This is a genomic window from Chryseobacterium sp. T16E-39 (assembly GCF_002216065.1).
Taxonomy (GTDB): Bacteria; Bacteroidota; Bacteroidia; order Flavobacteriales; family Weeksellaceae; genus Chryseobacterium.
On the sequence record NZ_CP022282.1, the window covers coordinates 4,493,869 to 4,516,666 of the forward strand.

The window sequence follows — 22,798 nt, forward strand, 5'->3', positions numbered from 1 at the left end:
TTTGAGCTTTTTAGAAAGTTGAATTTCATTTTGTTTTCGGAAATTTGAATTGCAAGATAAAGATTATGGGTATTATAAAATTAAGCATAGAATGGAGCAAAGCAGAGTTACTTTCTGCTAAAATCGTGTGGATCTTCAGTCTTATTGTGTTAATAATATGATTTCAGTCCGACCTAATGAAAATAGATGTTGACTTCTAAAGGAAATATTTTCAATTATATCAGTATTTAATTACCGTCGTGAATTCAACCTCCAGCATAACATCTTTCCTGAAAAGCTGTTATACTTCTATTGAGGTCTGGGCCGGAGGCTGTGTGGTGTCTATGTATTTATTTCTTACTGTTCTGAATGCTGGAAGATTTTAGATATCAGTAAAATAGTTGTTCAGTTTAATAATATTTTTCATGCTTCCACCTGCATTTTCCAACTTGTTTTGAATGCTGTTAAAAATGTATTCTACCTGTCGCTCGAAATTTCCGATACGAGCAAACGGAGATTTAACCTATGTCCATTGTTTTGATAATTCTAAAGAATGATTTGCTTATCCCAGTCTTTTTTCTGATTTAGCTAGTGTAACCCATAATAATCAGAATTTTCTAAACGATTATTAATCGATATCCTATTGCACGAATATTTATGATAACAATTCGAGGGTCTTGTGAGAGTTGTTTTCGTAATTTCGAAATACATACATCCAGGCTTCTGCCATTGAAAAAATTGTCATCACCCCAGAGATCTATAAGTGCTTCTTTACGTTGAAGGAGATTATCTTTATTGGTTGCTAAAAGTTAAAGAATTTTGCCCGCTCTGGGTGAAAGACTGAAAGACTCTTTTAAGAAATCCGAGATATTCATGGGAGAATGCAGTATATATGAATGATGATTTTAAAGCAACAGAAAAGCTGACTCTTAATTATGGAGTTAGACTTGCCGCATTTAGTATTTTAGGAGGGGATACTTTTAATACTTACGAAAATGGAATCCTTACACAAAGCAGATATCTTGAAAAAGGGAAATTTGGAAAAACCTACGTTAATCTGGAACCCCGTATTACAGCTAATTATCGAATCAACGAAGGCAGCAGTATAAAAGGAGGATACTCGCGTAATACTTAGAATCTACATCTTCTTAGTAACAGCAGCAGTGGAAATCCCACCGATCAATGGATTGGCTACAGTTACCACATAAAACCTGAAATTGCAGATCAACTAAGTCTTGGTTACAATAGAAACTTTAAAAACAATAATTATGAATTAAAACTGAAAGAAAAATAAATGGTATTAATGATATTAATGATAACGAATGGTACAATGCCAGAATGGATAAGACCCATGATCTGTCAATAGTCGCGACTAGCTAAATCCAAAATGGTCTTTCTCAGGTTTATTTGTGTACAGTACTGGAAATGCAGTTACTTTTCCGACTGGAAAATATCAGATGGATGGTTACTCTTTATTCCAATACAATAAGAGAAATGCAGATAGGATGCCAGTATATCACAGGATGGATTTAAGTGCTACGTATGAACCTAGTGATAACACAAACAAGCGCTTCCGTGGATCATGGTCTTTTGGTATTTACAATGTTTATGGCAATGCTAATACCTATACCATTAGCTTTGAAGATAATCCAATTAATCCTGGAGCTATCCGTACTATGCAAACCTCATTATTTCGGTGGATACCTAATATCACTTACAACTTCAAATTTTAAATTATGAAAAATATTTTTTTTGTCACATTATTTCTACTTTTATTAAGCTCTTGTGTAAATGAGATTGATTTAAATCTTACTGACAAAAGTGGAAACATCGTTATTGAAGGGAATATAACGGATCAACCTGGGCCTTACATAATAAGAATAACCAGATCTACGGGTATGATACAAAATAGTCAATACCAAATCGTTACTAATGCTAAGGTTATCGTCAGCGACAATACAAGTCAAACCGAAACCTTAACGTATGCAGGTGATGGAAAATATCAAACTACCGATTTTAAAGGAGTTGCTGGCAGAACCTATACATTACAAGTAGAAGCAGATGGAAAACAGTATAGTGCTCAGAGTACCATGCCTACTGCCGTAGATTTTGAAGACTTGAAGCAGGATTCTTTTATACCTGAAGGAAGGATAACTTATAAACTTTTACCCATCTTTAAAGATCCGCCAGCCCTGGGAAATCGATATTTATTTAATATTATTATTAATAATTATGATAAAAAATATAAATTATTTTCTGATTACGTAAATAATGGAACTCTAAATCAAAAAGCTATCACTTTACCCAACTCTGGGTTTAATGCAGTTAAAGTGGGTGATGTTATTGAAGTTGAAATGCAATGTATTGATAATAATATATTTGCCTATTATAATACGTTTCTAAAGATTATCGAAAATAATGATGTTAATTTTGATGCAAGTTCTTCAAACCCATCGAGCAATATTACTAATGGGGGATTAGGATATTTTTCTGCGCATAGCGTTAGAAAGAGAAATATAATAATTAAATAAATATGACCTGGTGGTTTATTATAGAGAAAGAGCGTTGGAGACTTATAAAAAAGTACTGACCGGTGACAGTAGACAAATATAAATTGATTTACAATTAATATTAAGTTGGCAAAAAAGGGTATTTTACAGCTGTAAAACACGTCAAAGAATATCTTGATGAATTTTTTATGAACAAAAAGTTGATAAAATTTATCAAATAAATAATAGATTACAGAGATTGGATCAATTTCCTGACAAAGTAATTAATAAACACTAATCAAAATATATAGCTGTGATTTTAACCAGCTTATAAAGTTAAGTTATGATATACTTAGCCGGTAAATTTAAGTATATCATAACCATAACAATAAAGATTATCTGCGAATAGTAACGCCTCCATCAACTGCCAGGTATGAACCTGAAATGTATGAAGCTTCACTTGAAGCGAAGAAAACAATAGCATTTGCTATTTCTTCAGCATCTCCTATTCGTTTCAGTGGTACCGCTGCTGCAATAGCATTTTTAATATCTACCGGTGTTTGTTGATTCATTGGTGTGTCAGTTAATCCTGGGGCCACAACGTTTACTCGAATTTTTCTATCTGCCAATTCTGTTGCTGCAGTACGCGCAATTGCATCAACTGCACCTTTTGTTGCGGCATAAGCTCCCATTTGAGCATATCCGCTAACTGATACTCCTGAGGAAATAAGAATAACAGAGGCTCCTTCTGCTAAATGAGGAATTAATTTTTGCAAAGTAAAAAACAGTCCTTTTACATTGATGTTGAACAAATCATCAAAGACTTCCTCACTTGTATCCTCTATTAAATATTGTTTAGCAATTCCTGCATTCAAAACAAGTACATCCACTTTGTTTCCGCTTTCTGCGACTTCTTTTTCCAATGCTTCGATATCTGCAATTTTGGAAATATCTGATGCTAAAGTTTTTAATTTTGGACTATTAATTTTAATTGAGGCTTTATGCAAACTATCAGTATTTCTTCCTGTTATCAAAACGTTTGCTCCTTTTCCAATAAATATTGTTGCGGTTGCTAATCCTATTCCTGTACTTCCGCCTGTAATCACTACGTTTTTATTCGTGAAATTCATTTTTTTTAATTTTAGAAGATTGAAAAATTATTTTATGTTCAGACTATTTAATCTGTTTGTGTTTTGAAATCGATTTCTTTAACAATGCAAATTTAAAATGAATAAATTTATTTTAGTAACTTTGTAACTAAAAGTAACAGTAACTTTTGAGTAACAAAGTAACTTATGACAGAAATTAAATGCTCAGATAACGACACAAACAAAAAACAAATTATGGCTGTTCACGATGCAATGGACGTGTTGAATGGTAAATGGAAAATATCAATAATATCGTCAGTCTGTTATTACAACAAACGGCGTTTTTCCGATATTTTGAATGATGTGAAAGGCATTTCTAACAAAATGCTAAGCAAAGAATTGAAAGAACTGGAAATGAATCAGCTCATAAAACGTAGTGTTCTTGACACACAACCAGTGACAGTTCAATATCAACTGACTGAATATGGTATGACTTTAAAAAAAATCATCGACACTTTGGCTGATTGGGGCACTGAACATCGCAAAGTAATTGTTGGGAGATGAACAAATAGTATTTTTTTAATATTTCTTCTTTATATTATACTCAAACTTTGTAAAGGCGAGATTATTTTCGGTAATTTCTTTAAAATTTTTATTGTAGGGCTAATTTTGAAAAACATTCTGCAGAAATTGTTTTCCTATAGAACTTACTCGTCAGCAAATTGCTGATTTAACAGAATTACACATTGAAAAAGTTATTAGAATGGTTAAAAAGAATAGTTGAGGGTAATACGATTAAACTTGAAGGAAGAAAGATTTTATACTGATTTTATTAAATCAGAAACATGCTCAGCCTTATTGATGAAATTAATGTATAGTAATGTATTTTAATAATCTTCGAAATGTTTTTCACCATTAAAATGATAGGTAACTCTTCTTGTAAATATTTTTTACATTTTTCTTTAAAGCTTTAAAAAGCTCTTATTCGCACCATTATTCAACATTCATTTAATTTAAACACTCTACTTTTCTATTTTTGGTTTTTAGTCTTTAATATGCCAATGGCATTTTACATTCTGAACCTCATGTACCATTTATATGCTTAATGAATGAAAGAAATAAGCATTATAATCTATAATAAAAAATAATCTGATTTATCTATCAATAAAATCAGCCATATAGATTTTTCTTCTTAAAGATGTCGCATTTCTACTATATAAGTATTAGATAGCCAATTACTTTTATATTGGATTAGAGACATGTTCTAAAAATATCTAGTTACCATATTTAAAACTCATCAATAAAAATATTATTACTATGAAAATCACAAACTACAGATTTGATATGAGATATTTTATCATATCAGATGGCACAACAAATCACAAAAGAAGTAAATTTTTTTTTAAAGAAACAAATGCTTTTTTTTCCCAGACCATTACAGTATTACTATTCTTTTTATCTTTTCATTTGCATGCCCAAAAATTTTCAAAGGAGCCGTTAGAAAGGGATTTTAATACTCAAATAAAAACTTCAATATATGATGATGAACGGAATGAGTTATCAAAATCCATTAAGCAAAATTCAGTGACAAAAACTCTCAATATCCTTAGCGGAACTACAAAAGAAAAAAAAATATTATTGGGTCAGGACTATTTCAATTCCGAGCTTTTCTTGATGGATGATGATGGGAATAGGAAAATTCCGCAGGGGCATGAAAGTAATGTTCAACGCTATGATAGCCGAACAATTTCTTTTGATAACGAATTAAATGATAATTTAACAGTTTATGAGATAAGTGACAAATATGCTTTCCGGGAAAAAAATACAAATATCGATTATCGTTATGATAATACGTATTACCATTTCAAAGACAAAGATAATATAACTACATCGGTATATTATATTACCCGGACTGTAGGATTTTTAAAATCTCAATATAAAATTGTAAATAAAGGTAATTCTTACACCCAATATCCTCTTATTGTTTCACCTAATCCTGCTAAAGATCTTATTAATATTACATATCAAGTTGAAAGGCAGGAACAAAGTAGTCTTAGAATAATTGATATGAATGGACGTGTCGTACTTCTCATTTTTAGCAATAAACAAATACCAATTGGTCGTTATACAGTTCAACAGTTGATTACACTTCCTACAGGCAACTATATTGTGCAATTTATCACAGGTCAAAAATCCAGTACTCAAAAACTTATAGTTCAATAAAAAAACAACTAATCATGAATAAATTAATTAATATATTATTTTTTGTTGTATGTTCAATAACATACAGTTATGCGCAATGTCCTAATGGAGATGTTGAAATGAATGATTTTACTAATTGGCAAGGATATACTGGAAGTAATATAGGGGGAAATCTAAATTTGCCTACTTTTACCTCTGGTATTACACCTACACAGCATATGATTACAGGTGTTGGTAGTGATCCTATTGTTGGCCCATCACTACCAACTGTAGCAGAGGGCAGCCATGCTATTCGTTTGGGAAACACAGCAGCAGGTAGGGGGGCAGAAGTCTTATCTTACACCTTTACGGCTGGCAATTCATTATCATTTATGTATGCAGTGGTATTGCAAGGTGCACATTCTGATCCCGAAATAAATGGGTTCTTTGGTTTTTGGATTAGTACATCTAATACCCTTGCTAACAGTGCAGACCCAGGAAATCTCATATATGCACCTACCAAGATAAATGCAAATATTTTCGATTCATATTTTCGAACAATGACATATGCCGGAGAACCTCTTGCTTGGAAGGAGTGGCAGACGGCATGTATTTCTATACCTCCTCAGTATGCTGGGCAGCAGCTCACTATTTATTTTGCCACAGCAGACTGTAGAGATGGGGGTCATTTTGGATATGCGTATATTGATGGATTGTGCAAATCGATTCCTCCAACTCCTGTGATTACGGGACCTACTTCAACATGTAACATTGATGATTCTCTTCTATTTGATGGCAGTACTACCACAAATGAATCTCAATATTATTGGACAGCCCAAGAGTGTGATATTGTAGGCAATCCAATCGGTAGTGAAACTTTAGGAATTCTTACTAATGGACCAGTGCGAAACTTCAGTCTTAGGGGAAATTACACTGGCTTGAAAAGTGGACACTATTATAAGGTTAGGCTCAGGGTTCGTAACTGTGGTAGTGCCTGGATAGAAACCTATAAAATAATTAAAATAGATTATCCTGTACTTGCAGTTGGGAACAAAGTTATATGTTGTGGTTCTACAGTCAGGCTAAAGGCTTCAACAACTAGCCCAGGCAATTCAAGTGAGGCAAATTATAAGTGGTATGATGAAAATGGTAATTTCATAGGCAATGGAATGGTATCGTTTTCAGGTAATATTGGAGGACCATTTGTCTCGAATAATCAAATTCCCGTAACTCCCACAAAAAGCACTAAATATAGAGTCGTATTTGAATATAACGGTTGTAAAAATGAAGAATGGATCTATGTTACATTAGTTCAGACTACCACTAGAGGAGCATTTAGCTGTGTAAGTTACAATAATTGCACAGGATCTGGTACGGTTAAATATACTCCGCTCGTAATTATATGTGGCACTGAAAGTGAGCTTGGAGCAGATTATAATTTTCATATGCAACAAGCAATTAATTCCGTGAAGTATTCATGGAGTACAGGAAGTACTTCTGACACCTCATATGTTACAGGAAACGTTCCTAGCACTGTTACAATAACAAGTGTTTGTGGAAGCAGTACCTCAACAGTAAATCCACCTATTTTGACTGGGGCCTTTCCAAACTTGTTTATTCCAAACGCAATGTCTATGACTAATCCATTTGTAATCTACAATACCATGATGAATCAACTTGTTAGACCAGCTTATAACGCCTTTTCTTATGAATTGAGTGTTTATGATCGATGGGGAACTCGTGTATATTATAAGTATGAAGCTAATTGCTTGGGACTTTATAATGGGCAGATTTTTTGGAATGGCAGATATACACCTGATGCAAATGGTAATCCGGGCCCATATGTCAATATTCCCGGAGTTTATTCCTGGTATTTAAAACTGACTAACTGCAGTGGGGAGAAAACTTTTCAAGGAGATGTAACCTTTTTGCAGTAATAACATTTTGAGATTCCCTTTATTTCGTAAAGGGAATTTTTGATAGTATGACCTCAATAATTTAATATAAGCATATTAAAATTTAAATTACTTGCTTCATAGGTTTCGTATTCATTTTTCTATACTATAAAGAAAGCTTTACCTTAGGAAATAGATCGATAACCAATATTTTAACTTTTAAAAATGGGAAATTTGTTTCTATTGAACAAAGACAGAAATTAGAAAGCAATCCTTCAATTGTAATTCATCCCTAATCGAAATTTTGTTTTGAAAAGAAAATTGAATTATTGAACTCTCATATAAGTACATTCTTTATGAGAGTTTTGTTATTAAAATTCTCCAAACTGAGGACAATAAAAATTAAGTTATAAATTGCATTTTTACAATTTTATAATTTATGCATTTTCTATTTTTATTAATCATACAACCATAATTAATATATGAATCCGTTTACTTATCTACCAATTCATCAAGCTTTAAAACAAGTTATACAATCAATCGTTATTGTTGACATAGATTTATTGGCTTACAATCTAGATACTGAATATTGTTATCCCTGGACTGCTACTACAAGTATTTTTTTCACCTTAAGTAATGATCCTCTTTATTTGAAACAAAATAATCAATATTATTCCCTTCCGTTATGTTATGTAGTGGGGCCAAGATTAGTGAATGATGTTATCAATTTTGGAAACAAAAGACGTACACTTGGCATAACTTTTAAAGCGGGAGGTTTTCAGCGTTTAATGGGAGTACCTGTTAATTTATTAACAAAAGAAAACGTAGATCTGCACCAAATTTTTGGAAGAGAAACTCAAGAAGTTGAGGAAAGGCTTAAAGAGGCTGATAGCAATATTGAAATACTGATTATTATAGAAAGTTTTCTTTTAAAAAGATTATATCTTATGGGGAAATTTTCTTTATTTGATTTATCAATTGAACAGTGTGTTGAAGCTAACGGAAATACACAAATTAGTAAACTTGCTTCTGTTGCTGGGCTTAGTATAAGACAATTTGAAAGAAAGTGTAAAGAAAGATTGGGATTATCCCCAAAACTTTTTTCCAGGCTAACACGTTTTGGAAATGCCTACAGACTCAAAGAACTTAATCCAAATTTAAATTGGACGTACATAGCTTATGATTCCGGATACTACGACCAGATGCATCTTATACATGATTTTAAAATGTTTTCCGGTTATAGTCCTAGTATGATAAATAAGATTGAATCTTACAATATTAAAGTAATGTCATTTTTACAAGGTAAATACTAAATAGTAAATTGGAAAATTACTATTATCTTCACCATTGTAACACGGTAATTTTCCAAATAGTGGTCGTACCAATCCATTCTTTTTTTGTTTTCCAAACCAGAAATGTTTAATAATGAATCCTGCACATACATTACCTATAAAAGTAAAGATGCCAGCATTCATATTTTTACGGATTTGCTCAAAAATGGAAAATTCCCAGGATCAATAAAGATTTTGAATTATTCGGGTTGAATAATAACGAACCTTACGAATGGAAATTCATTTTTAATATGGTCACGAATAAGGTGTATGGCCTCAGTGATTTCTTCTGTATCAAGATGATCTTCGAAATCAATGATCAGCATCAATACCACTTCTTCAGGTGACTGGTAGGTAGAGAGTATAGTTTTTGTTCTAACTACAGCAGTATCTTTTTCAGCCAGTTTAGCAATCTTTTCTCTTGTTTCAGGTGCTATTCCTTCGCCCATCAGAAGGCTCCTGCTTTCCCTTGCCAGGATAAGCGAGACAAAAACCAATATTAATCCTACGATTACAGATGCCAGCCCGTCCAATTCCGGAATTTGGAAAGAGTGGCTGACCCCCATTAATATCATGACAACAAGCAGACCGGCTACTGCGGCACCATCTTCAAAAACCACAAGAAAGCTTCCCGGATCTTTGCTTTTGATGATCGCATCCCACCATCTCAACCCATTACGGGTTTTGTTAAATTCTTTTACAGCGATAAACAAAGAAGTACCCTCGAAAATAAGTGAAAGTATTAGTACAATATAATTCCAGAATGGATCTTTCATTACCTCAGGTTCCATAATGTGTAAAATTCCCTGATAGATGGATAAAGCTCCCCCTAAACCAAATATAAGAATTGAAACCACAAATGACCAGAAATACAGTTCCTTGCCATATCCAAATGGATGATACTCATCTGCAGGCTTTCTGCTCCTTTTGATTCCATACAAAAGCAGCAGTTGATTCGCGGTATCTACTGTTGAATGGATTCCTTCAGATATCATCGAAGAACTGTTTGTAAATGCTCCTGCAATAAACTTTGTTAGAGCGATTAGTAGGTTAGCGGCAAGCGCACTGTAAATTGATTTGCGATTATTGGCCATTAATGATTGATATTAATAAGAGAACAATAAAATTACCTCAATACATCTAAACATATATACTCCCTATGTGAGGTGGTGTATTTAAATCATTACTAAAATATGGTATTAGTTTCAAAATAAAAAATATCTGGATAGATACTTAGAATTGAAATTTCGAATAAAAACAATTTTATCTTTTCCATTATTATTTTATTAGTCAACTTATGGATCGTCATTAAAAGCTATTTAAAAAATAATCAGTAAAAATCTTTTCGTAACTACGAAAAAGTAGTGATTGTATATGATTTCTCTTTTCCAACTTTACATCACCAGCAATCATAAAAATTACTATTATGAATATCGAAAGAACAGAATTTATAGCCTGGATGGAGAGAGTCATGGAAAGATTTGACCTACTGAAAGAGCAAATGATTAAAAACCAATCCAGATTTATAGAAATAGATGGAGAGCAACTTCTGGATAACCAGGATGTTTTACAGCTTTTGAAAATAAGTTCCAGATCATTACAAAGGTACCGGACTGATAAAAAACTGCCTTACTATACCATCAGTGGTAAATTATACTATAAGCTTTCTGATGTCCATCAATTGATTAGGGAATGCTTAAACTCTTGACAGTAATAAAAGACATCAACAGCAAAACCATTCATCATCATTCCAATTTCTAAAAGTCTCTGACTGAGCGTTTACCTTTATTCCATTAAAATGAAATACAATGGAAGATGAATTGATAAACTCTCAGGAACCCAATGAACTCAAACCGGCAACAGACACACTCCTTGTCCTGAACATTCATACCAACCAGGTTGAGATGGTTAAAGGAATTGATCGGGAAGGAAATCTTCAAAAGGTTTCACCGCAGGATAAAAATGATAATGATCAGCTCATCACGGTGGATAAACACGGAGATGTCTTCTCCAACTTCTTTTCCAATTTTTACCGGCAGTTTAAAAATCCCACGCATTTCAACTTTTTCAAAGTTTCGGAATACGATGTTGTTACTACCGCTAACGATCTTCAAAAATATGTCGATCAGGCCTCACCCGAAGAAAAAGAAAAGCTGAAAGACTACGAAGTTTTACCTAAAAATGACAATAATCTAAAAAATCTAAATACAATGGAAAACAACACAGAAAATCAGGAATACCGTTTTCAGCCTGAACAAATAGACTGGAAGACAATGGGAAAATTCGGACTTAACCAGGAAAAGCTTGAAAAGATGAATGCCATGGATTCATTACTCAGAGGTTTTAAAACTAATACATTAATTCCGATAACCATTAATCTTGGCACTGCAGTCAGTAAAATGGATGTTCGACTATCCCTTCAAACAGGAGATACAGGACAGGTAGCTGTTTATTTGCATGGTATCCGTAAAGAACCGAATCTGAATATGAAATTCCTCGGACATGAATTTACCGATGAGGATAAAAAAAATCTTAAAGAAACAGGAAATATGGGTAGAATAGTAAACCTTGTTAATCCTAAGACAGATGAAATTATTCCATCAGTCATTAGCAAGGACCGTCTAACCAATGAGCTAGTTGCCTATAGAGCAGAGTACATAAAAGTTCCTGATGAAATCAAAGGAGTGAAACTAGACGAACACCAGAAACAAACATTATTAGAGGGGGAACCGTTGTATCTTGAAGGAATGATGTCTAAAAAAGGAGAATTTTTTAATGCCACCGTACAGTTCAATGCAGATAAGCGGTATGTAGAATTTCTGTTTGGCAATAACCAGAATCAACAACAAACTCAATCTACGGATCAAGAAGCACCCAAAGTATTCAGAGGAAAGGAGCTGGACGATTCACAGTATGAAAAGTTCAAAGCCGGACAAACCGTATACGTTGACGGTCTTACCGACGGTAAAGGTAAAGCTTATCAGGGCTATATTACCTTCAATAAAGAAACCTCCAAAACAGACTTCTCCTTCAACCATCCCGATAAATTTAAACAACAAGCTACACCTTCGGAAGAACATAAAACTCAAACTGCGGTTAATACCCAGGGTAAAACCAATGAAGCTACTAAAAATGTGAATGAGCCTTTAGAATCAAAACAGCAGCAGCCGGCCAATAAACAGCAGGAGGATCAGCAAAAAAAGGTTAGAAAACCCAGAGGACAAAAACTATAATAATCATCTATATCCATCATATGAAAGCAATCATCGCAGAAAAACCGAGTGTCGCAAGAGAAATCGCACAATTGTTAGGAGCCCATGAAAAGAAAGATGGTTATTTATCCGGTAATGGATATTGTGTCACCTGGGCATTAGGACATCTGATAGGATTAGGAATACCAGAAGATTATGGTATAAGAGGCTTTAACAAAGCCTCTTTGCCTATCTTTCCAAAACATTTTATTCTAACTCCCAAAAAACTAAAGAAATCTAACGGCTATGAACCTGACCCTTCGGCTTTAAAACAGCTCAATGTTATAAAACAAGTCATCAATCAATGCGATAGCATCATTGTAGCAACAGATGCAGGAAGAGAAGGAGAGTTGATCTTCCGCTATATCTATCACTTCATACATTGCAATAAACCTTTTGAAAGACTCTGGATCAGTTCCCTTACCGAAAAGGCAATACAGGAAGGTTTTAAGAATCTTCAGTCAGGCGATACCTTTGACAGTTTGTATGAAGCTGCTACAGCCAGAAGCGAAGCGGACTGGCTGGTAGGAATCAATGCCACCCAGGCATTAACCATTGTAGGAAACCAAGATGTTTATTCATTAGGCAGAGTGCAAACCCCAACTCTTGCCTTGATCTGTTATCGGTTTCTTCAGCATCAAAACTTCACTAAGCAAAAGTACTTTCAGATTCAGCTGAGTCACAGAAAAGAATATAAAGACTTTACCAGCCTCTCACTATTACAATGGGAAGAGAAAAAGCAGGCAGAACAAATCCAAAAATCCATAGAACGGGAGGGTAGAGCTGTTGTAGAAGATGTATCCATTATAACAGTGCAGGAACAGTCTCCGTTACTTTTCGACCTCACGGAATTACAGAAAGAAGCCAACAGAAAGCTTGGTCTTTCTGCCGATGAGGTTTTACAGATAGCCCAAAGTTTATATGAAAAGAAATTCATTACCTATCCCAGAACCGGCAGCAAGTATATTAGTGAAGACTTATGGCCTGAAATTCCTGAACTGGTCAGAATTCTCAATGCAACCGATTATTTCAAGTCACCCATATCTAATTTAAAGTTCGGAAATTTCAACAAGCGGATTGTGAATGATCTAAAAGTGACAGACCATCATGGTTTACTCATCACTACGAAAGTTCCATCCGCACTTAGCGCTACGGAAAAAGCCATTTATGATACGATTGCTTACCGTTTATTGGAATCCTTATCCCATGCCTGTACCAAACAAGTCAGTCACATCACCATCAAAGTACATCATTATGAATTCCAGATCAAGGGATTAAAAATACTCAACAAAGGTTGGCGAGTCATCAAAGGAATTCTATCAGACAATGAAAATTCCAATAATAAAAATGAAGCCCTTACTGAACTTCCGGAATTCAAAATCGGAGATGAGCTGAAAATATCAAAAGGAGAATTATTGGAAAAAGCAACACAACCTCCGAAACTATATACAGAAGCTGATCTCTTATCAGTTATGGAAAATGCAGACAGATCTATTGAAAATGAAGATGAAAAGCAGGTTATTTCCAATATTGGTATTGGAACACCAGAGACAAGAGCGTCTATTATAGAAACCTTACTTAGCAGTAACTATATTACCAGAACAAGTAAAATACTCTGTCCAACAAATAAAGGCTTACAAGTTTATGAACTTGTCAAGGATAAAAAAATAGCTAATGCTCAGATAACCGCAGAATGGGAAATGGCATTGGATAAAATTGAAAAAGGTGAGCTCAACCAAAATCAATTTATAGAAGGCATCCAAAACTATACGGCAGAAATAACAAGTGAACTTTTATCAGTTAGCATTGTAGAAGGAGATATATCTGAACTACATTGCCCAAAATGTAAGCAACGAAAATTGATTATCAAAGGTAAGACCGTAAAATGTCGTGATAAAAAGTGCAATTGGATTTTATTCCGAATGGTATGTGATGTACAGCTGAGTGCTAATCATATTACTTCCTTACTCACGAAGCAAAAAACGCCATTAATAAGAAATATGAAAAGCAAAAACGGGAAAAAATTTGATGCATACATATGTCTACAGGATGACTATAGCACAACATTTGAATTTCCGAATAATAATAAATACCAGTATAACAATTAATACACAAATAGGACCATTGGGAAATATTACGGCAATTTTGTTGCAACCGTTGGGACTCGCTATTTTAGGTAGACCTGAAAATAGGATCATTAAGGTAAATTAACAATCTCATCAAATAAGAAATTGACACTGATCTCGGCTATATGATCAGATATTTGAAATGTGTTTATTTCTATCGACTATACCTCAAGTTAACCTTAGGCTTTTCATTTTTATCTTATAAACTGACCAGTCTGGCTAAAAATTTGAAAAAATTATAAAAAGAATAGAAACCAAAAAATTCATTAAAACCTTTTCTTTAATACGCAAATAAAATTATTACTGAGCAATGGCAATATAGATCATTTTGCGAAAAGCTGGTAGTTCAAGTGATTAATCTTTTTGTTAAAATGCAGCTTTATATAGAGCTTTTAAAAAAAGATAAAATTCAATATATATATTGAATTATATCTCAAGAATCTGTTCTAATTCCAAATTCAAGGTCTTTAGTTTCTAATTTTTTGATGATTACGCGTCGCAATATTTCTTCATTTGCATCACCCCATTGTCCTAGTGCTTCAATAACTGGAATCAGCGATTTTCCAAAAACAGTTAAATTATATTCAACTTTTGGAGGTACTACCGCATATACCATCCTGTCAATCAGTTCATGTTCTTCCAATTCTTTTAATTGAAAATTTAAAACCCTTTTTGATGCATCAGGAATTTTTCTTTGTAATTCACTGGGACGTTTGTAGCCTTGGTCAATAAAATATAACAAACGAATTTTCCATTTACCATAGAGCACTTCTCCAATAAGATCAAGACCGCAATTTAAATTAGGTATTGTTTTTCTCTCATACATACTGCAAATATAAAATACCTTAGATAGCTGTACAATAGGTGATAAATTTATCACTATGTGATTCGTAATTCCCTACTTGTGTGCCCCGGTTATACGCTGCAATTTTGTAGACAGATTAAACAAAACATTATGGAAGCAAAATTTGATTATCAAAACGAATTATCTGGCAAGGTTGCCTTGATCACCGGAGGAACAAAGGGGGCAGGTAAGGCAATTGCAGAGCGCTTAAAAAATGCTGGTGCCCAAGTGATCGTAACGGCAAGAAATGCACCCGACAATAATGAGCATGGATTTATATTTATACCGTCAGATTTAAGCAAACCACAAAGTAGCCAGAAAGTTTCTGAGGAGATTCTGGATAAATTTGGTAGACTTGACATTCTGATCAACAATATGGGAGGTTCGGAAACACCAGGCGGTGGATTTGCGATTTTAAATGACAACCATTGGGAAGAATCAATCCAAACAAACCTTCTGGCACCTGTTAGATTGGATAGGGCATTTTTACCGCAAATGATTGCTAATAAAAGCGGAGTCATTATTCATATTGCCTCTATTCAGGGTAGTTTGCCGTTATATGATTCAACCCTTCCTTACGCTGCTGCAAAGGCGGCTCTAATCAACTATAGTAAAGGTTTATCGAAAGAAGTTTCCCCAAAAGGTGTACGAGTACTTACCGTTTCGCCAGGCTGGATCATGACGGAATCTGCTAAAAGGATGATGGAAAGGATTGCTTCAAGTTCGGGTTCAACAATTGAAGAAGCTACAGAAAGTGTTATGTCAGCGCTGGGTGGAATTCCATACGGGAGACCTGCTCAGCCAGAGGAAGTTGCTGAACTGGTCGGATTTTTGGTAAGTCCTAGAGCTAATTATTTAACAGGGACTGAATATGTTATAGACGGTGGGACTATTCCAACCACCTAACCAAAAAAATCATAATTTTAAATATTTGTATTATGCCGGCATATATAATTTTTACACGAACAAAAACTATTGACAGGGGAGAATTAGAGAAATACTGGTCAATGATCAAGAAAACAATGAATGGTCACGCTATCGAAGTACTTGTGTCTTATGGTAATTTTGATGTTTTGGAAGGTGAGGATATCGAAGGAATCGTTGTCGCAAAATTTCCCGATATGGCATCTGCGAAAAACTGGTATTACAGTGATTCGTATAAAGCAGCAGCAGCACACAGGATAAAAGGGGCAATTTATAACGGAGTCCTTGTAGAAGGAATTTTTTAATAAGTATAAAAATTAGAAGATATGTATCTTAAACAAAAAGTATTACGTAACAATCGAAAACAATATTGATTAAAGGGAAGGGCTGGCATTGTGTTAGCCTTTACCTATAATCTTTCAAAAAAAAATAACAGAATGATTATTAAAACAAAAGGATTATTTACTAAAAACAATCCTTTTGTATAGTCGATTAGTACTTTTTGAAGAAGTCATTAACTTTATCCAGAGCTGGGTCGAGGTATTTGTCAATATCGTATAGGTCCATATGTGAAGCTCCGTCTACAACAAACCATTCTTTTTCCCCGGCTGCCATGTCGTAAACCTCTTTGTCCATGTCATGGGTAAATGCTTCACTTCCTGCAATGACCAAAAAAGGTGTGGTAAAATATTTTGCTTGCGTCATAAAAACCCTTGATGGATCAACGGGGAGGCCTATTGTAGGGTAATTAGGGGTATAGTTAGGACATTTGTCCTGTCCGGCTCTAAGAAAATAATATCCGTATGCATCTTTCATCGCTTTTGAAGCAGTGTCTGGTGGAGGTAGTGGTATTCCTCCAAACATGGGTGCCATTTCATAATTTCCGGTTTCATAATATTTCTGTTTAGCTTCTGCAGTTGTTTGTAGCATTTTATCCAGCATTTCTTTCGGATAAGCGCCAAAAAGGCTTGCAGCCGCATCAAAATTACCTACTAATGTTGCTACAGCTTTAATACGTGCGTCACTCATAGCAACATTACAGATGTAAGGCGCGCCTGCACAAGCTCCCAAACCATAAAACTCATCTCTATTGACAAATTTTAAAGTCCTTAAAAAGCTAATGGCATCTGTGGTATTGGGGACCATATTATGAATGCTTTCATAATTTCTCACTTCTCCTTCACTGTCTCCAAAATTTTTGGGATCAAAAACAAAGAAGGCGTAACCTTTAGCCGAAAGCTTCTTTCCATAAGTAGCACCTGTTTGCTCCTTTACCTGCGTACCCACCCGGGTATAGATAATGGTTGGATATTTTTTTTCAGCATCAAATCCTTTTGGAAGATATAAATCTCCAGCCAGTTTGTAGCCTTGGCTCATAAAGTAGAGCCTATTTTTTCCTGTTTTTAGCTGCCCGTAATCAACAGGCAGAACATTTTGATGATTTCTCATTATATTTTTTTTAAATATGATATAAAATTGAACAATCTCAAAAATCTGTTCATATCCAAATCTCTTAAAATTACATTCAGGATCTTATTCAAAATTTGTTGAAAAGCTTAATGCTTTCAGCTGCTCTAGATTTTCAATTTGGGATTTGTAATAGGTAATAGCTCTTTCATAGGCGTCACCACCCATCAACAAATGTAAAGGTGCATCTTCTTTTCCTGCAGTATCAATTAAAACCTTTACTAGTTTATCAGGATCACCAGGTTGCTGCCCATTATATTGGTTCATTGTATCAATTAGGTGTTTCGTCCCGTAAGCTTCAATTTTATTTTGGGCTATTGGAAATGCGCCCAAGAAATTTGTTCTGAAAAGTCCCGGAGAAACGATGGTTACTTTTACATTAAATTGTGCTACTTCCTTCGATAATGCTTCTGAAAGACCAATAATAGCCGATTTTACGGCATTGTAACTTCCGGCACCAGCATCTGCTGAATAGCCGGCTGATGAAGCGAAATTAAAAATATGTCCGCTTTCCTGTTTACGGAAATAAGGCATCACGCTATGGATTACATTTTGAAAAGCAAATAAGTTTACGGCAACTGATTCCTGAAATTCTTTGGAAGAAACCTCTTCTAAAGCACCAAGGAGCATATAGCCGGCATTGTTCACTGCAATATCGATTTTTCCGAATTTTTTTACTGTTTTCTCAATTGCTGATTTTACATCGCTATTGCTGGTAATGTCAACGGTAAGGGCCAATAGATTTGGATGTCTTCCTGTTTTTTCTTCAATGCTGATTTTGTTTCTTGAAGTTGCCGCAACCTGATGTCCCTGTTCCAGCAATTGTCTGACCAGACTTAATCCGAAGCCATTTGACGCACCTGTAATAAACCAAGTCTTTTTCATGTTTGAATATTTAATTATGATATCAAAATTATGCTAAAAAAGATATACATTTGATACCTGTATACAAAAGGATACTTAAATAAAAATGGAAGAGTTTAATTTTGAAGATAAAATCAGATTTGTACAGGATACACAATATGTACTCGGGGGTAAATGGAAATTGCCGATCATTATTTCCATATATCATGGAAATAAGCGGTTTAATGAGATCCTGTCATCGATTCCACCGATAACGAATCGTGTACTATCAAAAGAACTAAGACATCTGGAAGAAAATGAACTTATTGCAAGAAAAGTGTATAATGATTACCCTATAAAAATAGAGTATTTGCTTACGGATTATTGTCACAGCATTACCGAAGTATTACAGGCAATGGAAAAATGGGGAAAACAGCACAGGGAGCAAATTAAAAAGAAATGATAGGTTGTTGAACGAATTGTTTAAAATTTAAAAATGTATTTTTAAAGTATATGGAACTCATATTAAATACTATAAATGAATTCCATATGTTTCTGGATAAATGTAATTTGTATTACCACTCTCTTTTAAATAGTATAAAAGAGAATGGATTTAATTATTAAATACTACAAGTAATAGCCACCTGAAACTTCAATACGCTGCGCATTAATCCATTTTGCTTCATCAGTACATAGAAAGGTAACAACACTACCTATATCACTAGGCAGGCCAACGCGACCTAATGCTGTTTGTGATGCAATAATTTGATTCAGATCTTTATTATCTCTAACGATACCACCACCAAAATCCGTTTCAATAGGACCGGGAGCAACTACATTTGAACGGATACCTCTGAATCCAAGTTCAGCGGCTTGATATTTTGTAAGTATCTCAACCGCTCCTTTAGCAGCTGCATAAGCTGCATAACCTTCTGTGCAGAAACGGGTCAGGCCACTAGAAATATTGATAATAGCACCCTCGTTATTCATTATTTCAATGGCGGATTGCGATAAAAAGTATACTCCTTTAATGTGAATATTAAACATGGAATCAAATTGATCTTCTGTAGTTCCTTGGAAAGTAGCATAAGTACCAGTTCCGGCATTATTTATTAAAAAATCAATATGATTGGTTTGGAATTTATCTCTAAGGCAGGTTTCTAGTCTTTCAAAAAATTGTTTGAAACTACTGGTATTCTGGATGTCCAACTGTAAAAAAGCAGTACGTGTCCCATATTTTTCGATTTCCTTTGCTGTTTCAATGGCATCTTCTTCTTTTGATTGATAAGTAAAGAGAACATCGATTCCCTTCTTTGCTAAATTTATAGCCATATTTTTACCTAATCCTCTGCTTGCACCTGTGACAAGTGCGATTTTATTCAGCTTGTTCATATCTAAAGTTTTTTAATTTATTCAGCAAATTTACGCCTGCCCAATCCTTTAAAATAATGTAAACTTCAGAAAATGTACATGCTAATCTTGATTTCCAACATTCATTTCCCTCTTGCGAAACTGAAGAGGTGTAACTCCAACAATACCTTTAAAAAATTTAATAAAGTTGGTTGTATCTCTATAAGCAAATTGATGGCTGATATCAGCAATTGAAGAATCCGTTTGTATCAATAAAGTTTTCACTTCATCGATAATGCGTTTTTCAATAACTTCACATGGGGAAATATTAAGAGTCAATTTAAGAGTATTGCTTAGATGCCTTGGAGCAAGATGTAATGAATTTGCAAAATCAGAAGTAGAAAGTTGTTTTTCTATTTTTTTCTCAAGAAGATCAGCAATATATCGATCGACCAATAATAAGAATTTTTGAGTTATTTCCTCATTTCTTGATAATTGTTCTTTATTTTTCATATGTAAAGCTATAAAAAATAAAGTAATGAAAATTTGCTACAATTATCGGGCTGGTTTGTGATTTAAAGTATGAAGACTTCCATGTGAAATATAAGTAATTACGTTGTTCATAAATAATAAAGGTAATAAGGTACCATGTTACCTTATTACCTTTATTATATTTGAACGTAGTCCCGATATACATCTTTTTGCCAAAAGTTCTTTACACTATCTTTATTATTAACCATATGTGGTACGACAGAAAATTAGTGAATTTAAATCATTACAGTAATTCAGAATTTTCTAAAGATATCGCTGAACAAATTTTGATTTCCTTAATAAGAAAGTGAGGTACCAGCTTACAGAGAATGAAATACAGAATGTAATCATAAATTTGCCAAATGCAGGGATATTTGCATCCAATAATTCATATTGACACCATAGTACAAAAATATAGTGAATTAGGTAGATGCCGTAGGCATTTAAGGAAAGCGATTGCCACCACTTTGTAGGATAATTAAAAAATCTTTTAAAAAAAATTAAAAATGTTAAACAACTTAAACTGCAAGAAAAGGTCCAGACGGAACGATATAGCAGAGTCGCCTGAAAGTTTGTAAGTATATTTCTCGAAATCATACTTTCAAGTGGTTGTTCTATAACTTTTACTATGGCGTAGACTGAAATGCAACTTAATATCCAAAGAATTGGATTACGAAATAATTCTGAAGTATCCCCAAACAAACCTTGTTCTATCTTAATGCCACCTATTATAACACCTAAGGAAAAATAGCCAAAGTACAGTAATATACGACTTACCTGAAAATCAAAAGGTCCTATTCCTTTCCAGGTTCCTGATCCGAAACTGAGGATCATTGGTAGATATAGTATCCACGTTAAAGAGTAAAATATAAGTAATACGTTTAATGGACTGTTTTTAAGTTTGTTAAACTTTAATGATAAAGATGTTATTCTGTCTTTTAGATATGGATATAATAAGGTTATGATAATATTGAAAGCAAACAAAACCCAAATGAACCAAGGTGGTCCAACAGGCCAGGACTCAACTGTAAAAAAATCGACTAAATAATCTTTTAAATCACCCTTCCCATAGGCCAATAGAAATGCCGGATAATGTGCTATAACCATTAAGATGCAAACACCTATTAAAAAAGGAATGAACAATCTGTAAAAACGTTCTTTGAGATAGAGTTGAGTTCCTTTGTTAAGACCTTTTATTACAAAAATTCCACTTATTAAAAACATTAATGACATAAAAAAGATATCATTAAAATCTTCAAATATGTCAAGACCGACCCATCGGTAACGATCTACAATTGGATGAGTAGAATTACTGTAGGCTGCTTTATCAAAGGAGGCAAATGTTGTATATGCTAACGAGGAGTGATGGGCTACCACCAGTAAGGTAATAAATCCGCGGAGGTAATCTATCCAGACAGCACGGTTGTTATTTTTCATACTATGTAATATTTATTAATGATGCAAACATACATTAGGAATAAGTATCTAACACAGTATTTGTGACGAATGGTTAATTTTTGTGATGAGGGTTAAGGCTGTCCAGAATATATTCAATTGATGTTTTTATTTTGCGGATAAAGTTCATGGAACATTTTTATTTTTGCTCTCGAAACAGGCACTTTTTCTGTTGTTCCTATAAGCGTAACAAAGCAATTTTGGGAGTTGCCGGAAATACTATTTATATAACTGACATTTAATAAATAGGTGCGATGACACCTAAATAGGGATTTATACTCCATAATTTGGAGTTCGAACTGTCTTAATGTAATTCTTTTGACTTCTTTTTTTATTCCGTCTGATGTCTTGAAGGTAATTTCTGTATAATTACCATCAGCTTTTGCAAAGATTAATTGCATCGGCTCGAAATTAAAATTATCTGCCTTTACTTCAGTTCTAATAAAAATCAGTTGTTTCTCGCAAGGAATTTGCGACTGAATGAGAGGATATTGATTCACATCGTGCATTCTTTTTTTCTTATTCCTGAAATAGAAATCTGCAAAAATGAAATATGAAAAAATTAAACCCCCTGCCAGATAAGTATTTCGTAGTTCTTCAATATAATAATGCACAGACCAATTGCTTTCATTCTTATATAATAGATCACGCATCAAAAAACTGGCTGTCCCATAAAGAAAAAGTAATAACAAGACCGACAGTCCCCACTGAAACTTAAAAAACGTGTTTGTATCAGTTTTTGTTTTGTAAAAACTTATGTTGGTATTGAAATAGGCAAAGGTAATTAAAGCAGGAGATAACGAATGAAAAAAGCATATAAATAAAAAAGGATATTTGAGCTCTGCTTCATTTACAGTAAACGGCTTGAACAAAAACAGAAATAGAAATACAATAATGAACAATATAAGAGAATGCCTTTTAAACTTTATCTTTTGCTGTACCTCTGTATTAAGATCTCTAATATTGAAAAGCTGGCTTAAAATTGTGCTTAATTTTGTGTTTTCCATTATCTATATCCATATAGAATGTCTACAAATATACTTA

22 protein-coding genes and 1 pseudogene are annotated in these 22,798 nt (G+C 33.8%); 13 read left to right on the forward strand and 10 right to left on the reverse strand.

The annotated features are described in order from the left end of the window. Window positions 1–596: 596 nt before the first annotated feature. Window positions 597–776, reverse strand: a pseudogene (locus CEY12_RS22900) (helix-turn-helix domain-containing protein); the annotation flags it as partial. Window positions 777–871: 95 nt separating this feature from the next. Here CEY12_RS22900 and CEY12_RS22705 point away from each other — a divergent pair. From CEY12_RS22705 to CEY12_RS20560, 3 genes are all read left to right on the forward strand, one after another. Next, on the forward strand, window positions 872–1,114 hold the full coding sequence (locus CEY12_RS22705; protein WP_228409744.1) for a TonB-dependent receptor: 243 nt from the start codon (window positions 872–874) through the stop codon (window positions 1,112–1,114). 274 nt (window positions 1,115–1,388) lie between these two features. Next, window positions 1,389–1,712, forward strand: a complete 324-nt coding sequence (locus CEY12_RS22710; protein WP_228409745.1) for a hypothetical protein — start codon at window positions 1,389–1,391, stop codon at window positions 1,710–1,712. Between the two features lie 3 nt (window positions 1,713–1,715). Further along, window positions 1,716–2,510: a DUF4249 domain-containing protein gene (locus tag CEY12_RS20560; RefSeq protein ID WP_089029433.1), complete on the forward strand. Its 795-nt coding sequence runs from the start codon at window positions 1,716–1,718 to the stop codon at window positions 2,508–2,510. A gap of 353 nt (window positions 2,511–2,863) precedes the next feature. Here CEY12_RS20560 and CEY12_RS20565 read toward each other — a convergent pair whose 3' ends face one another. After that, window positions 2,864–3,598 carry an SDR family NAD(P)-dependent oxidoreductase gene (locus CEY12_RS20565; RefSeq protein WP_089029434.1) on the reverse strand — a complete coding sequence of 245 codons (735 nt, stop codon included), beginning with the start codon at window positions 3,596–3,598 and terminating at the stop codon, window positions 2,864–2,866. Between the two features lie 165 nt (window positions 3,599–3,763). On the opposite strand from CEY12_RS20565, the gene CEY12_RS20570 reads away from it, so the two are divergent. The 4 genes from CEY12_RS20570 (at window position 3,764) to CEY12_RS20585 (ending at window position 8,945) form a co-directional block, all read left to right on the forward strand. Further along, a complete protein-coding gene (locus CEY12_RS20570) occupies window positions 3,764–4,120 on the forward strand; it encodes a winged helix-turn-helix transcriptional regulator (RefSeq protein ID WP_089029435.1) in 357 nt (118 codons plus the stop codon). A 753-nt stretch (window positions 4,121–4,873) separates the two neighbouring features. Then, window positions 4,874–5,779 carry a T9SS type A sorting domain-containing protein gene (locus CEY12_RS20575; protein WP_089029436.1) on the forward strand — a complete coding sequence of 302 codons (906 nt, stop codon included), beginning with the start codon at window positions 4,874–4,876 and terminating at the stop codon, window positions 5,777–5,779. A 14-nt stretch (window positions 5,780–5,793) separates the two neighbouring features. Further along, window positions 5,794–7,674, forward strand: coding sequence for a hypothetical protein (locus CEY12_RS20580; RefSeq protein ID WP_089029437.1), 1,881 nt, complete (start codon window positions 5,794–5,796; stop codon window positions 7,672–7,674). 440 nt (window positions 7,675–8,114) lie between these two features. Beyond that, a complete protein-coding gene (locus tag CEY12_RS20585) occupies window positions 8,115–8,945 on the forward strand; it encodes a helix-turn-helix domain-containing protein (protein WP_089029438.1) in 831 nt (276 codons plus the stop codon). Window positions 8,946–9,163: 218 nt separating this feature from the next. On the opposite strand, the gene CEY12_RS20595 is transcribed toward CEY12_RS20585, so the two are convergent. Then, window positions 9,164–10,057, reverse strand: a complete 894-nt coding sequence (locus CEY12_RS20595) for a cation diffusion facilitator family transporter (RefSeq protein WP_089029440.1) — start codon at window positions 10,055–10,057, stop codon at window positions 9,164–9,166. Window positions 10,058–10,389: 332 nt separating this feature from the next. On the opposite strand from CEY12_RS20595, the gene CEY12_RS20600 reads away from it, so the two are divergent. The 3 genes from CEY12_RS20600 to CEY12_RS20610 all read left to right on the forward strand — a co-directional run bounded on the left by CEY12_RS20600 (window position 10,390) and on the right by CEY12_RS20610 (window position 14,322). Beyond that, complete coding sequence (locus CEY12_RS20600; RefSeq protein WP_089029441.1) at window positions 10,390–10,671, forward strand: helix-turn-helix domain-containing protein; 282 nt, start codon at window positions 10,390–10,392, stop codon at window positions 10,669–10,671. 100 nt (window positions 10,672–10,771) lie between these two features. Next, window positions 10,772–12,196: a DUF3945 domain-containing protein gene (locus CEY12_RS20605; protein ID WP_089029442.1), complete on the forward strand. Its 1,425-nt coding sequence runs from the start codon at window positions 10,772–10,774 to the stop codon at window positions 12,194–12,196. A gap of 20 nt (window positions 12,197–12,216) precedes the next feature. Continuing rightward, complete coding sequence (locus tag CEY12_RS20610; RefSeq protein WP_089029443.1) at window positions 12,217–14,322, forward strand: type IA DNA topoisomerase; 2,106 nt, start codon at window positions 12,217–12,219, stop codon at window positions 14,320–14,322. A 451-nt stretch (window positions 14,323–14,773) separates the two neighbouring features. Here CEY12_RS20610 and CEY12_RS20615 read toward each other — a convergent pair whose 3' ends face one another. Then, window positions 14,774–15,166, reverse strand: coding sequence for a winged helix-turn-helix transcriptional regulator (locus CEY12_RS20615; protein ID WP_089029444.1), 393 nt, complete (start codon window positions 15,164–15,166; stop codon window positions 14,774–14,776). A 129-nt stretch (window positions 15,167–15,295) separates the two neighbouring features. Here CEY12_RS20615 and CEY12_RS20620 point away from each other — a divergent pair, with 129 nt between their 5' ends. Together CEY12_RS20620 and CEY12_RS20625 are read left to right on the forward strand one after the other, a co-directional pair. Then, window positions 15,296–16,090: an SDR family oxidoreductase gene (locus CEY12_RS20620; RefSeq protein ID WP_089029445.1), complete on the forward strand. Its 795-nt coding sequence runs from the start codon at window positions 15,296–15,298 to the stop codon at window positions 16,088–16,090. Window positions 16,091–16,122: 32 nt separating this feature from the next. Continuing rightward, on the forward strand, window positions 16,123–16,413 hold the full coding sequence (locus CEY12_RS20625) for a DUF1330 domain-containing protein (protein WP_089029446.1): 291 nt from the start codon (window positions 16,123–16,125) through the stop codon (window positions 16,411–16,413). Between the two features lie 187 nt (window positions 16,414–16,600). Here CEY12_RS20625 and CEY12_RS20630 read toward each other — a convergent pair whose 3' ends face one another. Next, a complete protein-coding gene (locus CEY12_RS20630) occupies window positions 16,601–17,557 on the reverse strand; it encodes an alpha/beta hydrolase (protein ID WP_089029447.1) in 957 nt (318 codons plus the stop codon). An 84-nt stretch (window positions 17,558–17,641) separates the two neighbouring features. Next, window positions 17,642–18,460: an SDR family oxidoreductase gene (locus tag CEY12_RS20635; RefSeq protein ID WP_089029448.1), complete on the reverse strand. Its 819-nt coding sequence runs from the start codon at window positions 18,458–18,460 to the stop codon at window positions 17,642–17,644. 85 nt (window positions 18,461–18,545) lie between these two features. Between CEY12_RS20635 and CEY12_RS20640 the strand changes: the two genes are divergently transcribed. Further along, window positions 18,546–18,881, forward strand: coding sequence for a winged helix-turn-helix transcriptional regulator (locus CEY12_RS20640; RefSeq protein ID WP_089029449.1), 336 nt, complete (start codon window positions 18,546–18,548; stop codon window positions 18,879–18,881). A gap of 164 nt (window positions 18,882–19,045) precedes the next feature. Here CEY12_RS20640 and CEY12_RS20645 read toward each other — a convergent pair whose 3' ends face one another. The 4 genes from CEY12_RS20645 to CEY12_RS22385 form a co-directional block, all read right to left on the reverse strand. Beyond that, window positions 19,046–19,810 (reverse strand): SDR family NAD(P)-dependent oxidoreductase, encoded by a 765-nt coding sequence (locus CEY12_RS20645; RefSeq protein WP_089029450.1) that lies wholly within the window; start codon window positions 19,808–19,810, stop codon window positions 19,046–19,048. 81 nt (window positions 19,811–19,891) lie between these two features. Then, complete coding sequence (locus tag CEY12_RS20650; RefSeq protein ID WP_089029451.1) at window positions 19,892–20,281, reverse strand: helix-turn-helix domain-containing protein; 390 nt, start codon at window positions 20,279–20,281, stop codon at window positions 19,892–19,894. A 282-nt stretch (window positions 20,282–20,563) separates the two neighbouring features. Next, a complete protein-coding gene (locus tag CEY12_RS20655) occupies window positions 20,564–21,736 on the reverse strand; it encodes an acyltransferase family protein (RefSeq protein ID WP_089029452.1) in 1,173 nt (390 codons plus the stop codon). 113 nt (window positions 21,737–21,849) lie between these two features. Further along, on the reverse strand, window positions 21,850–22,263 hold the full coding sequence (locus tag CEY12_RS22385) for a LytTR family DNA-binding domain-containing protein (RefSeq protein WP_157676865.1): 414 nt from the start codon (window positions 22,261–22,263) through the stop codon (window positions 21,850–21,852). Between the last annotated feature and the right edge of the window lie 535 nt (window positions 22,264–22,798).